The sequence below is a fragment of the Glaciimonas sp. PCH181 genome, assembly GCF_003056055.1.
GTDB lineage: Bacteria > Pseudomonadota > Gammaproteobacteria > Burkholderiales > Burkholderiaceae_D > Glaciimonas.
This window is the reverse complement of the sequence record NZ_PYFP01000002.1, coordinates 1,189,402-1,202,589: the sequence shown is the minus strand read 5'-3', so window position 1 is coordinate 1,202,589 and position 13,188 is coordinate 1,189,402. Positions and strand designations below refer to the sequence as shown.

Sequence of the window (13,188 nt, the reverse complement as noted above, 5' to 3'; positions counted from 1 at the left end):
AAACGATGACAATTCCCATGAAAAATACGCTTTTAACGACTTCCCACGCGGTAGCTCGCCCACAGATTTATATCGGCGGCAAGTGGTGCAATGCGCAGTCCGATCAACGGGCTAATATCATTAATCCGTCCACTGAAGAATTTTTGGGAGAGGTGGCGATGGCTGGCGCGGCTGATGTGGATACAGCGGTGGCTGCTGCTGTTGCAGCACAAGCTGGGTGGGCCGCAACTTCGGGGCAGATTCGCGCCGGATATTTACGCGCTATCGCAGAGGGCGTCTCAGCGCAACGCACGCAATTGGCGCACTTGCAAACAGCGAATAACGGCAAGCCGTTGAGCGAGTCGATGATCGATGTCGACGATGTTATCGCAACCTTTCATTATTACGCTGATCTGGCGGTTGAACTGGATGCGCAACAGGATCAACTTGTACCGTTGCCGAGCGCTGACTATCGCGCTACGCTCCGACGCGAGCCATGCGGCGTGGTGGGGCTAATCGTGCCGTGGAATTTTCCGATGGTGACGACTGCGTGGAAAGTCGCACCGGCATTGGCGGCGGGGTGCGCAGTGGTGCTGAAACCGTCTGAAATCACGCCATTGCCAGAGTTGGCATTGGCAGCGATTATTGATCAGGTCGCATTGCCCGCGGGCGTGTTTAATCTGGTTACCGGTAGCGGCACAGAGGTTGGCGCGGCCTTGGTGGCGCATTCGGCGCTCGCCAAAGTTTCGTTCACCGGCAGTACAGCGGTCGGCAGTGCGGTGATGAAGGCGGCGGCGAATGATCTAAAAGGTGTCAGTCTCGAGTTGGGAGGGAAATCGGCGGCGTTAGTGTTTGCCGATGCAGATATCGAACAGGCATTGGATATTGTGTGCGGTGGAATTTTCTTTAATTGCGGTCAGATGTGCTCGGCGACTTCGCGTTTGCTAGTCGAAAAGAGCATTGCTGAAAATTTTATTGCCCGTTTAAAACAAAGAATAGACACGATAGTCGTTGGCGATCCTCTGGCAGAGGCTACGCAGATGGGGCCGATTACCAGCGCCCAGCAATATCGACGCGTGCAGGATTATATTGCGCAAGGCTTGGCAAGCGGGGCGCAGCTCTTAACCGGTGGCGGGCGACCGGATGGTCTTGAAAAAGGCTATTTTTTGATGCCGACTGTGTTTACTGACGTGCCTTTGGATAGTGCGATCTGGCGCGAGGAGATTTTTGGGCCGGTGTTGTGCATTAATACTTTTGAGAATGAGGAAGAAGCGATCCGCCTTGCCAATCACAGTGAATTCGGCTTGGTCGCGACGTTAGTTACCGGTGATACGACTCGCGCTAAACGGGTCTCGGCGGCGCTGCAAGTTGGTCTGGTGTGGGTGAATAGCGGGCAAGTTATTTTTCCGCAAACTTCGTGGGGTGGAATGAAAAAAAGTAGTATCGGGCGTGAATTGGGGCCTTGGGGATTGCATGCATTTCAAGAGATTAAGCATGTGATTTTTGGGATGCCGGAGCGGGCCTAAAGTGCCGCCCACGAAAGGGCAAAAATATCTCGCCCTCCCGCTAACGATCTGGTCGATGGCATACGTGCCATCGACGCTAGTCTTACCGACGCGGCACGCCCGGAAGAACGCACAGCATCTCAAACGCCAGATTCGCTGCGAGTAACGCTGTCGTGCCGTGCGCATCGTAGGGCGGGGCGACTTCGACGATGTCTGCTCCGACGATATCCAAACCCCACGCACCACGGATAATTTCCAATGCTTGCGGTACGGTCAGCCCGGCGATTTCCGGGGTGCCAGTGCCTGGCGCGTAGGCGGGATCAATGCCGTCGATGTCAAAGCTGATATAGACCGGACCACCGGCCAGGCGGGTGCGGATTTCTGCCATTAATGGCGTCATGGATTTTCCCCAGCATTCTTCGACCTGAACTACTTTGAAACCCTGATCGCGACACCAGTCGAAATCCTCGGCGGTATAGCCTGTGCCGCGCAGGCCAATCTGGACGACGCGGTCGCAGTCCAGCAGGCCTTCTTCTACTGCGCGGCGGAATGGCGTGCCATGGGCAATTTTCTCGCCAAACATGGTGTCGTTGACGTCGGCGTGGGCATCGACATGAATCAGGCCGATTTTGCCGTATTTGCGATGCAGGGCGCGCAGGATCGGCAGCGCAATCGTATGGTCGCCGCCTAACGTGATGGGCTTGCAGCCTTCGGCGACGATGTTGTTATAAGCGGTTTCAATCAGATGGATTGAGTCCATCAAATTGTAGGGATTGATGGCGACATCGCCGATGTCGGCAATCTGCAAAGCATCGAATGGCGCGGCGCGGGTTGCCATGTTGTAGGGCCGTAGCAATACTGATTCGGTACGAATCTGACGTGGGCCGAAACGTGCGCCGGAGCGATTCGAAGTACCAAGATCGAATGGCACGCCGACGAAGCAGGCATCCAACCCGGCGCTGCTGGGAACATGCGGTAGCCGCATCATGGTGGCGATGCCGCCGAAGCGTGGCATGTCGTTGCCGCCTAAGGGTTGGTAGAGAGGGATTGCGGTATTTGACATGGCAGGCTCCGGGAAGAGGAAGAAATAGGACTTACGTGGTCAGCGGAATAGACTGGCTAAAGAGTAGCGACTAAATACTTCAATGAAAATGCTTGTAATGCAAAGCTAACATTGATATTTATAGCGGTAATATGTAGATATCGTCCTCGTTCATTCATCCTTCCCGCTCTTTTTAAGCTCGCCATGTTAAATACCTTGTCCGATCTCGATCTGCGTCTTATCCGGGTGTTCTTGTCGGTGGTGGATGCCGAGGGGATTTCGGCTGCGCAAAGCGCTTTAAATGTCAGTCAGTCAACAATTAGCACGCAGTTATCAACGCTGGAGACGCGCTTGGGCTTTCGTCTCTGCGAACGTGGTCGGGGGGGATTTAGTCTGACGCCGAAAGGTGTGCAGTTTGTGCAGGCAAGCCGACATTTGCTACAGACGGTTGATCATTTTTGTCTGGATGCGCGCCAGATGGGGCATAAGCTGGTGGGACGCTTGAATCTGGGATTGATCGGCCACGCGGCGATCAGCGCAAATGCCCGGCTGAGTCAGGCAATCGCGCGTTTTCGCCAGCGCGATGAAGCGGTGACGCTGGCGCTTTCGGTGTTGGCACCCGGGCAACTTGAGGAGGAGGTGACGAATGGTCAGATCGACGTGGGAATTGGCTATTTCTGGCATCGTTTGCCTAGTTTGGACTATGTCGCGCTCTATACCGAGCATCAGGTGGCCTATTGCGGTGCCGATCATCCGTTGTTTGCGCAGGCGGGACGGCTGACTTCAGCGCAATTGGCCGAGGCTGATTGGGTCTGGCGTAGTTATCCGTTACCGGAAGCCGATGGCCCCGGCGGGATCGTGGCACAAGGTCAGGTGACGGCGCTGGCTGACAATATGGAGGCGGTCGCGGTATTAATTTTGTCGGGCCAGCATCTGGGCTTTTTACCGGCGCATTTTGCGGCACCGCTGGTGCAGCAAGGTTTGCTGGCGGCGCTCAATCCGGCATTGCTGCACTATGACGTGACCTTGCATATGGTGGTGCGGCGGCAGGCGAGTCGCAGCGATGTGATGCAGGCTTTTCTGGATGATCTGGTCGTTGCGCATCAGGATGGCTGAGCAGGCATGTTGATTTTTAAACAAGGTGGCACGGGATCTTCTCCAAGCCAAGGATCGTTAGTTAGGCCTGATCGCGATGTTTGGATGCCGCAGGTGCTGTTTACAATGAGATAATGCCGCAATTCCAAAAAGCCGCGGACTGCCTCTCATGCCACAATTTGCTCCTCTCAAGAACGATACTTTTTTACGTGCTTTGCTACGTCAGCCGACAGACTACACGCCGCTGTGGTTGATGCGTCAAGCGGGCCGTTATCTGCCTGAGTATCGTGCCACGCGCGCACGCGCCGGGTCCTTTCTGGGGCTGGCGAAGAATCCCGATTACGCTACCGAAGTCACACTGCAACCATTGGATCGCTTTCCGCTGGATGCGGCGATTTTGTTTTCGGACATTCTGACGGTTCCCGATGCTATGGGACTAGGGCTGTACTTTGCCGATGGTGAAGGACCGAAGTTTTCACGGCCTTTGCGCGACGAAAAAGCGGTAATGGCATTAGCAGCGCCGGAAATGGGCAGTCTTGACTACGTTTTCAATGCCGTAACGCAAATCCGCACCGAGTTGGATGGCCGAGTGCCGTTGATTGGTTTTTCTGGCAGCCCGTGGACGCTGGCTTGCTACATGGTCGAGGGCGGCGGCTCGGATGATTTCCGTACGGTAAAGTCAATGTTGTATAACCGTCCAGACCTGATGCACCACATTCTGAGTATCAATGCTGCGGCCGTGGCGACGTATTTGAACGCACAAATCGATGCTGGGGCGCAGGCCGTGATGATTTTCGATACCTGGGGCGGCGCATTGGCGGATGGCGCGTATCAAGCGTTTTCGCTGGATTACATGCGTCAGGTGATGGGACAGCTCAAGCGTGAAAAGGATGGCGTGCCGATCCCCGCAATCGTCTTTACTAAAGGTGGCGGCTTGTGGCTGGAACAAATCGCGGATATCGGCGCTGATGCGGTTGGTTTGGATTGGACCGTGAATCTGGCTGAGGCGCGTGCACGCGTCGGGCATAAAGTGGCGCTACAGGGCAATCTCGATCCTGTGGTGTTGTTCTCGGAACCGGCGCAGATTCGCGCGGAAGTGGCGCGATTGTTAGGCGTGTACGGTGCGCCGAGCGCTGGTCATGGTCACGTATTCAATCTGGGCCACGGTATTTCTCAGTTCACGCCGCCGGAATCGGTCGCAGCAATGGTGGAAGCCGTACACGAGATTAGTCGCAAAATGCGTTGAGCAAGCGTCAACCACGGCGGGCATCGGCATTCTGGTGCTTGCTAGCGCCTATTCGCCCGATTTCTATCCCATATTTAGCCGGATTGACATTTCTTTGCCTGTTTGCTGCCATCCGGGCAAAACACCGTTCTGGTTGCAAGTTTGGCTATAACCGGTCTTGCCTTACCACATAATCTTGGTGATATTGCGTCAGTTATGCACAATATTAATTTGTTGCATTGCAGAAATTTGTAATATAAATATTTGGGATTTATTGCTTTTAAAGAATTGTAAGTCATTGAATTTTAAGAACTTATTTTTTGCACTTACTTTGGGCGTTCTGTTAAGAACGGCGCGGGCAATGGGCCTGAGGCGGTTTTTGAGGGGGTTACCCACAAAGTTATCCACAGGCATTGTGGGTAATTTAAAAAGTGCTTATGAAACCTATACTTATGGCGCTTCTTCACGTTTTGCATGAAGTGAGGAAGCGCAGGACGATAAAAGAAATTGTTGGTTTTTAGCTATGTGAGCATGGTTAATTTTTTACCTGGCTATTCATATGCGATATTTTTACTTGCAATTTTTCCCTAGTCCTGCTTGTTTTACGTGAGAGAAATAAGGACTTGTGCACATATTCCATGTTGAAGTAACGCTGGGATAAATAAATTAAAATATTTTTTTAGTGATCTAAGTGTTTTGTAAGTCATTGATTTTAAACAATTTATTTTTTGCTCTCAGTTTGTGCATTTCATCAAGTACCGCGTAAATAGTGCGTTTGCGGCTGTCAAGTCGATGTTATCCACAAAGTTATCCACAGAAGCTGTGGATAGTTTTAAAAGCGCTTATGAAACCGGCAGTTAGCTACTTTCCTCAGGATTCACTTTAACTTCGTGAAACAATGCATTCTTCAGGTAGTCCTCGACACCCCCCTTGACAGTAGCTTTGACTATCGCTGGCAGCCAGCCGATGCGTCCGAGGCTCTCCCGCAGACGGGACAGCTTGTGCAGCTTTCGTTTGGTCGGCGTGAGGTGATGGGCATGATCGTGGGCAGTAGCAGCCATAGCGATGTCCCAGAGGCAAAATTAAAAGATGTGCAAGCCGTGCGGCATCAGTTGCCGCCACTTTCACCACAGTGGTTGGCGCTATGCCAGTTTGCCGCTGATTATTATCAGCGGCCTTTGGGTGAAGTCGCGTTACCGGGCTTACCAAAAAATCTCCGGGCGCTGACAACGGTGGCGTTGGATCGTGGATTAAAAAAACTGCACACGTTGGCCACATTGCACGACGCCACGCCGATTGATGTACCACCTTTAAATTCTTCGCAACAATTAGCTGCCGACGCTATCGCCGGTGCAACCGGGTTTGCGCCGACGTTGTTGTACGGCGTGACTGGCAGCGGCAAAACCGAGGTGTATTTACAGGCGGCCGCTAAAATTCTCGCCCAAAGTACTAGCAGCAGCGAAAGCAATCCCGCGCAAATTTTGATTCTGGTCCCTGAAATCAATCTGACGCCGCAATTGGAGGGGAATATTCGCGCCCGTTTTCCCGGCGTGATGGTGGCGACGTTGCACAGCGGTCTGGCCGAGGGCGAACGTATGCGCCATTGGCTTGCCGCCCATCTCGGGCAAGCGCGCATCATTTTGGGAACGCGTCTGGCGGTGTTGGCGTCTCTGCCGTATTTGCGTCTGATCGTCATCGATGAAGAACACGATCCCTCTTATAAGCAGCAAGAGGGCTTGCGTTATTCGGCGCGTGATCTGGCCGTATGGCGTGCTCATCAACTAGGGATTCCCATCGTTCTGGGGTCGGCCACGCCGTCGCTGGAAACCTGGCATCACGCACAGTCAGGACGCTATCGCAAACTTGAGTTACGCCAGCGCGCGGTCACCAATGCGGTATTGCCAGCGGTGCGGCTGGTAAATATGGAACATGACAAGCCGACCGAGGGCCTGACCTCGACGTTGATTAGCGCTTTGAAGCTGCGTCTGCAACGTGGCGAGCAATCGCTATTGTTCCTGAACCGTCGCGGTTATGCGCCGGTAATTGCCTGCGACGCCTGCGGTTGGGTCAGCAACTGTACGCGTTGCACGGCGTTCATGGTGCTGCATAAGCCTGAACATCGTTTGCGGTGCCATCATTGCAGTTTGGAGTTGCGCATTCCCAAATCCTGTCCGACCTGCGGTAATGTCGATTTGCAACCTCTAGGGCGCGGCACGCAGCGACTGGAAGAGGGCTTGCGGGCGATGTTTCCAGAGGCACGCGTGTTGCGGATTGATGCCGACTCGACGCGCCGCAAGGGCAGCGCCCAGAGCGCGTTTGATAGTGTGCATCGGGGCGAGGTGGACATTTTGATCGGCACCCAGATGGTAGCAAAAGGGCATGATTTCAAAAATCTGACACTGGTCGGCATTCTAAACCCGGACACCGCACTGTTTTCCCACGACTATCGCGCCAGTGAACGCCTGTTTGCACAGTTAATGCAGGTTGCTGGCCGGGCAGGACGTGCTGCGCAAAAAGAGGGCGGCAGTGCCAGTGAAGTGTTGATTCAGACTCGCTATCCGCAACATCCTTTATATTCTGCTGTCATCGCCCATGATTACGATCATTTCGCCAGCGCGCTGCTGGAGGAGCGCCAGCAGGCCCATTTGCCACCTTATATCTATCAGGCGTTATTGCGCGCTGAGGCGAAAGAGCTGGAAACCGCGATTGCGTTTTTGCAACAGGCGGCAACTTGTCTGGAACACGGCGGAATTACGATGCACGATCCTATTCCAATGACCATGACGCGGGTGGCAAACGTGGATCGTGCTCAGTTGCTGATTGAATGCTCGTCGCGACCGGCATTACAGGCTTTTCTGACCGATTGGCTGGCCGTTTTACGTGCGATCAAGACGCGTGCTAAATGGTCATTGGAGGTCGATCCGGTCGATATTTGATCTGACTTTTCTTGCATTGAATCTGACTGCCCGTTCGTTGGTATATCAATCTGGATAAATCCGTCTGGCTTCGAATCGGGACAGCATGAATGTCGCGTAAAAAACGAAGTTTCGCGGAGACTCTCTCCCCAAATTCCGTCAACGGAATACAGATATTTCTTAAAATATCGATAAGAATTGCAATAAATAGAAATGTCTCCGCTATTTTGAGAATGTTCTTATACCGCTAGGCTATATCTATACCCTAATCTAACTCCTTGAAAAAAAATTATCAAATCGGACATAGGTCGAAGTTGAAAATATTATCCGTTTGATATTTATTCGAAGAATCAATTTGACCTTTGATTCTCATCGTTTTATTTTAAGGAGACGAGATTGCATTCGATCATTTTGGCAGACATTCATCCCATCATTATTTGCGGTATGCGAGGATACGTTGACCGCTGTCCGGACCTTTCGGTGGCAGCAGTAGCAACATCGAGCGACCAGCTATTGGCGCGATTACATGACACCAGATGTACTATCGTCATCATGGATATATCCATGTCGATGCAGAATATGGCCGATGGCTTTACTTTGTTGTCGTACGTTAAGCGGCATTTTCCCAGGATATTTTTAATTGTTTTTACGATGAATATGATGCCTGCTGTGTTGTATCAGATCATCAAAAGCGGCGTAGACGGCATTTTGCATATGAATGATGACGTTGCCGACATCCGACAGGCCATCGACTGCGCCGCAAGAAATTCGCGTTATATCGGTAATTCGGTACGCGAAATTTTGCGTTCCGGTCCGGTCGGAAGAATGCCTACTCGACGCGAAGCCGAAGTATTAAGGATGTATGCAGAGGGTTACACCATTCAGCAGATAGCCGTGCGACTGTGCAAAAGCATTAAAACGATTGCGTTACAGAAAACATCTGCAATGAAAAAAATGGGCCTGCGTAACGACGTCGAATTGGGGCGTTATACCTGCGGGGGAATAGAAATTCGTGAAATTGATGCAAACGGTGAAGTGTGTGTTCTTGTCATTTAGCAGTTTTTGGATTTGCCGCTGTAATGCGTCACTTTTCTAAATCTGACGGCGATATATCTGCTTAATAGTGCAGAGATCGCCTCAGGTAACTGGCTGAATCAAAAACTGATACGTGCGTTTGTGTTGTGATGAGACTGTGAAGTAGGGGAGCGTTAATTGCTCCGCCACGGCCGGGATAGCATCAGGAATCTTGGCGGACGCCCTGCAAAGGCACCGAATCCAACAATGAAGTAACTATGTTGCTGGCACCCGTTGCCCCGAAATCGCTATACTTACGGGCAATCACCGCACAATCGCCGTATCAGGCTGCCAGGAAATTAGAATTAAATGAACAGCATCAAGCAAGAATCCGCATCCAATAATCAATCACAGCTTAAGCACGAAGTCCGGCCTGGGCAATCGATTGAATTGTTAAAAGAATTGCATATCCTGACTCGTGAGGGGAAGTTAAATCAGGATAGCCGCCGCAAGCTTAAGCAGGTGAATCATCTTTTTCAGTTTATTGAACCGCTATTGCAGGCCGTCCAGAAAGAACACGGCATCCAACTGGTTGATCATGGCGCAGGTAAATCTTATCTGGGATTTATTTTGTACGATCTGTTTTTTAAGACGTTGACCGATGGTTCGCATATTTTCGGGATAGAAACGCGGGAAGAACTGGTCAAAAAATCGCAAGAATTAGCACAGAGGCTGGCATTTCCCGGGATGTCCTTTTTGAATTTGTCGGTTGCTGAATCCACCGAGTCACCGCTGCTGCCAGCCCGTGTAGATATAGTTACCGCATTGCATGCATGTAACACCGCGACTGACGATGCGATTCAGTTCGGTTTAAAAAAGCAGGCGCGGTTTATGGTGTTGGTTCCTTGTTGTCAGGCGGAAGTAGCGTCTGTATTGAAGAAAAATAAGGGAAAGACTTTGGCGAAAGAAGCGCTGACAGAAATTTGGCGGCATCCATTGCATACGCGTGAATTCGGTAGTCAAATCACGAACGTGTTACGGTGTCTTCAATTGGAAGCGCATGGATATCAGGTTAACGTGACTGAATTAGTGGGTTGGGAGCATTCGATGAAGAATGAATTGATCATCGCCACGTATCAGAATTTGCCACGCAAACGCCCTATTCAAAGGCTGCAGGAAGTGCTGCAGACACTTGGTCTGGAAGAAATGCAGCCACGATTTTTTACCCCATCGGATGCCTAAACGTGCATCCGACGTCGCAAGGAGCTTGAACCGGCATCGGCAAAATAAGGTGATATCTTGAGATTGGAGTTGATTGATATCACGCATGCCAGATGTCACCTTTGGCGTCACGCTAGGTCCATTTTTAAAAACGGATCATGATCTTTGAAATAGCGAACGTCTACCATCGCATCACCTGACCAAGGAGAGTGAAATGACGAAGACTAGCGGCTCACATGCAGTAAAAGAGTTTACTAAAGCCCCATTGACCGAAGAAGGATTGACCGACACGGTACAAAAGATTAACGCTGGCTCGGACGAGTTTGGGCTGTTAAGTCATTCAGGGCGTGTCGCGTTGGTGCAGAAGGTGACGGAACAATGGGAGCAAGAGTTCGTGGCCGGTTTCCACGTTTCAGATGATCTCAGCAAGGCCGGCGAAGAATACGCGGCAATTGAGCACGGCGACAAATACCCCAGTCTTTCAGAAAACGTGCGCGAAGCGCTTTTAAGGCGCTTCGATGATCGCCATGGTGATGGTGGTCCTCGCAGTTGGCAGGGTCTCCATAAACCCTAGACCACGGCGCATATTTATTCAGTATCGCCGCATACATACTCCACCTTGCGCATGTCCGTGCGTATCTGGAATATAAAGCGTTATTGGTGCGTTATTGCCAATTCACGGCATTCGCTCAGCGAACTTTATGCAAATAGATGTCTGCCAGATCGTCCCGCAGGCATCTATTATTCCAGCGCTTTATTTCTTCGCTCTTTCGACGTTATTTCTATTTGCACGACGCTGGTCGCGCATCGGGATCATCGCAGCGGAAATTGACTGCTGAGCAACTGGCCAGCAGAGAGCACAATACCAACATAGCTAATACTGTCTTCATAATTGGTTTCCCCTAGGATTAGTCCAGCCCGAGTTTAGTCCAACCGCCGACACTGACGCATTTCGCATTTGAACAACGCTTGTTGGCTATTCTGACAGCTAGTCTGGTATGTCTCAACCCCCGGTGTCTTGGCAATCAACTTAGCGCGACCGATTGGCACACAACCGCTTTGTCGCGCCAATTGTTCTACCTGAGCTGACAATTCACCGCTTTTGATCGGACCGGTTGGGCGTGGACCATCAGGCGCAGGCATTGTGAGAATTTCTTCCGATGGGCTTAGCGAATCTTTAACAGAAACGGGGCCGCTGGGGGCCATATTTGCCAATTCGGCTTTAATGCTAGCCACAATATTGCGGGTCCAGTCTGGTCCGGGCCCACTTATCAATCCCCTTGATCGCATCAAATTTTGCACTTCAATGGTGTACGACGACGCATTGCGTCCCGCTGGCGATATAAACACGCCGACCACATCGTCGCCGGACATCAAACCAGCGTTACTCTTTGCGCGGATGCGACCGGCTATTTTGCTTTCGTCGATGATCGTCAGACTGCGGGTAACGCTGCGGATAGCGGCAGTCCAGACTTCGTCATAGGAACGTGCCGTCACCGTGAATTGTGTATTGCCGGTAGCCGGTGGCATGCCATCTCCTGTTGCACAGCCAGCCAGGAGAATGGCTGCAAAACACGCCACAAAAAGGTTCTTCATTTTTCTACCTCAAGGAAAGAGATCGTTTATGCATGCAATTGCCGATCAGGATGATGGAGTGAGCTTAGCAAACTGCCGATGGGCGCGCAGCAAAGTGCCTCAAATGGGAAATTGACAGAGCTGGCCGTAGGATAACATTTGCCCAAAGGCAACAATGCTTACACGGTATCCTTGAGGCGATAAATGCGCCAGATGCCTGACATTATCTCTCGCAGTCGGAGAAAATTGAAACGTCATAACCTGGGGAATGGTTCAAATTTGCTGATAAGTAGGCATAAACCCTTGCGATTACGTGAATACCTGCGCTGTACCGACATATCGGTAACATTTGTGCCGGGACATGGGTAACGCCTTAATCCGCATTTTGTGACTGGTTCGTCAGATGGCCCGACGTTTTGCGATCAGCATGAGGGGTAAGGCCAGCAAAAGCTGGCCTTTTTCATTTGGTGCCGACAACAGTTTTGCCAGCGATCATCACGGTTCCTACAGATATGGCGCTAGTATCATTGGACCACCGAAATCGCAAAAGATCGGCTGACGCACCGATGGCGATAACACCGCGTGCGCCGACTAATCGGCCCGGATTTTGCGTCGCCATGCGCAATGCATCGGCCAATGGCACAGCGACGTGATTTACCAGATGCGCGACGCCAGCAATCAATGGCAGCGCAGCGGCTGCAAGATAGGGCGTTCCAGAAAGACTGAGGCGGCCATCTTTCGATAAATTCACCTGACCGCCAATTGGCGTCGTATAGTCACCCGGTGCCATGCCGCCCAGCGCCGCTGTATCCGACACCAAAATACTCCGCTCCAATCCTTTCGCTCGCAACATTACCTTCAAAGTATCGCTGGGAAGATGATGCCCATCAGCGATAAATGACGCAAACATCCGATCTTCGGCGAGTTGCGCCCATATATAGTTGGGGTGGCGTCGCAAGATGCCATGCGCACCGTTGCCAAGATGGGTCGACAGCACCGCACCGGCATCCGCGGCAGCGACGATCTGCTCAGCTGTTGCGTGCGTATGGCCGATGGCAATATGCACGCCGCGCGCCGTCAGGTTGGCGATATATTGTGCGCTATTCGGCCAATGCGGCGACATCGTGACCATGCCGACCAGCCCGTTGGAGGCAAGCTGCCATCGCTCGAATTCTGCTAATGAAGGCGGCCGAATATGTTCCGGCGGATGTGCGCCACGGGGACCATCTTCGGCCGATAAGGCGGGCCCTTCGATATGCACATACGGAATCATTCTGGCGATCAGCGGGTCTTTACGACGCGCGTCGTCAATTGCTCGCAACGCCGCGATAATTTGCGCTTCGCTCGCAGTAATCAACGTCGGCACGAGGGTAGTCACTCCCTCTTGCTGAAGGCAAACTGCCAGCGCAATGACCACGTTGGCGTCAATGTCCTCGGCATTGAGATCATGGCCGCCATAGCCATTAATTTGAAGGTCAATTAGTCCGGCGGACAACCACGCAGTTTCATCGGCGGGGCCAGGGCGGATATCGCTGATCAACTGATCTGTGATTTCGATCGCAAGACTGCGCCCGCTGGAGGGATCTTTGCCGGTCAGGATGGTTGGCATCATGGGGT

At 52.0% G+C, this 13,188-nt stretch carries 10 protein-coding genes; 7 read left to right on the top strand and 3 right to left on the bottom strand.

Features of this window, described 5'->3' with window-relative positions; genetic code table 11:
* Positions 1-17 precede the first annotated feature (17 nt).
* A complete protein-coding gene (locus C7W93_RS18640; RefSeq protein WP_108441748.1) occupies positions 18-1,505 on the top strand; it encodes an aldehyde dehydrogenase family protein in 1,488 nt (495 codons plus the stop codon).
* Between the two features lie 82 nt (positions 1,506-1,587).
* On the opposite strand, the gene speB is transcribed toward C7W93_RS18640, so the two are convergent.
* Positions 1,588-2,547, bottom strand: a complete 960-nt coding sequence (gene speB / locus C7W93_RS18635) for an agmatinase (RefSeq protein WP_108441747.1) — start codon at positions 2,545-2,547, stop codon at positions 1,588-1,590.
* 183 nt (positions 2,548-2,730) lie between these two features.
* Here speB and C7W93_RS18630 point away from each other — a divergent pair, with 183 nt between their 5' ends.
* The 6 genes from C7W93_RS18630 (at position 2,731) to C7W93_RS18605 (ending at position 10,570) form a co-directional block, all read left to right on the top strand.
* A complete protein-coding gene (locus C7W93_RS18630; protein ID WP_108441746.1) occupies positions 2,731-3,642 on the top strand; it encodes a LysR family transcriptional regulator in 912 nt (303 codons plus the stop codon).
* A gap of 148 nt (positions 3,643-3,790) precedes the next feature.
* Positions 3,791-4,867 (top strand): uroporphyrinogen decarboxylase, encoded by a 1,077-nt coding sequence (gene hemE, locus C7W93_RS18625; RefSeq protein WP_108441745.1) that lies wholly within the window; start codon positions 3,791-3,793, stop codon positions 4,865-4,867.
* An 869-nt stretch (positions 4,868-5,736) separates the two neighbouring features.
* Complete coding sequence (locus tag C7W93_RS18620; protein ID WP_108441744.1) at positions 5,737-7,782, top strand: primosomal protein N'; 2,046 nt, start codon at positions 5,737-5,739, stop codon at positions 7,780-7,782.
* A 375-nt stretch (positions 7,783-8,157) separates the two neighbouring features.
* The gene (locus tag C7W93_RS18615) at positions 8,158-8,817 is read left to right on the top strand and encodes a response regulator transcription factor (RefSeq protein ID WP_108441743.1); all 660 of its coding nucleotides are present in this window, start codon (positions 8,158-8,160) and stop codon (positions 8,815-8,817) included.
* A gap of 327 nt (positions 8,818-9,144) precedes the next feature.
* Entirely contained in the window at positions 9,145-10,017 is an 873-nt protein-coding gene (locus tag C7W93_RS18610) for an SAM-dependent methyltransferase (protein WP_108441742.1), read from the top strand.
* A 193-nt stretch (positions 10,018-10,210) separates the two neighbouring features.
* Complete coding sequence (locus tag C7W93_RS18605) at positions 10,211-10,570, top strand: hypothetical protein (protein ID WP_108441741.1); 360 nt, start codon at positions 10,211-10,213, stop codon at positions 10,568-10,570.
* A 350-nt stretch (positions 10,571-10,920) separates the two neighbouring features.
* Here the strand turns inward: C7W93_RS18605 and C7W93_RS18600 are convergent, their stop codons facing one another.
* Both C7W93_RS18600 and C7W93_RS18595 read right to left on the bottom strand, forming a co-directional pair.
* Positions 10,921-11,526, bottom strand: coding sequence for a hypothetical protein (locus C7W93_RS18600; RefSeq protein WP_108441740.1), 606 nt, complete (start codon positions 11,524-11,526; stop codon positions 10,921-10,923).
* Positions 11,527-12,031: 505 nt separating this feature from the next.
* Positions 12,032-13,183, bottom strand: coding sequence for an N-acetylglucosamine-6-phosphate deacetylase (locus tag C7W93_RS18595; RefSeq protein ID WP_108441739.1), 1,152 nt, complete (start codon positions 13,181-13,183; stop codon positions 12,032-12,034).
* Between the last annotated feature and the right edge of the window lie 5 nt (positions 13,184-13,188).

What these genes read in the sequence shown, in the direction of transcription:
- C7W93_RS18630 (WP_108441746.1), top strand. Translation starts at nt 2,731, where the DNA reads ATGTTAAATACCTTGTCCGATCTCGATCTGCGTCTTATCCGGGTGTTC.
- hemE (WP_108441745.1), top strand. Translation starts at nt 3,791, where the DNA reads ATGCCACAATTTGCTCCTCTCAAGAACGATACTTTTTTACGTGCTTTG.
- C7W93_RS18610 (WP_108441742.1), top strand. Translation starts at nt 9,145, where the DNA reads ATGAACAGCATCAAGCAAGAATCCGCATCCAATAATCAATCACAGCTT.
- C7W93_RS18605 (WP_108441741.1), top strand. Translation starts at nt 10,211, where the DNA reads ATGACGAAGACTAGCGGCTCACATGCAGTAAAAGAGTTTACTAAAGCC.
- C7W93_RS18600 (WP_108441740.1), bottom strand. Translation starts at nt 11,526, where the DNA reads ATGCCACCGGCTACCGGCAATACACAATTCACGGTGACGGCACGTTCC.
- C7W93_RS18595 (WP_108441739.1), bottom strand. Translation starts at nt 13,183, where the DNA reads ATGATGCCAACCATCCTGACCGGCAAAGATCCCTCCAGCGGGCGCAGT.
- speB (WP_108441747.1), bottom strand. Translation starts at nt 2,547, where the DNA reads ATGTCAAATACCGCAATCCCTCTCTACCAACCCTTAGGCGGCAACGAC.
- C7W93_RS18640 (WP_108441748.1), top strand. Translation starts at nt 18, where the DNA reads ATGAAAAATACGCTTTTAACGACTTCCCACGCGGTAGCTCGCCCACAG.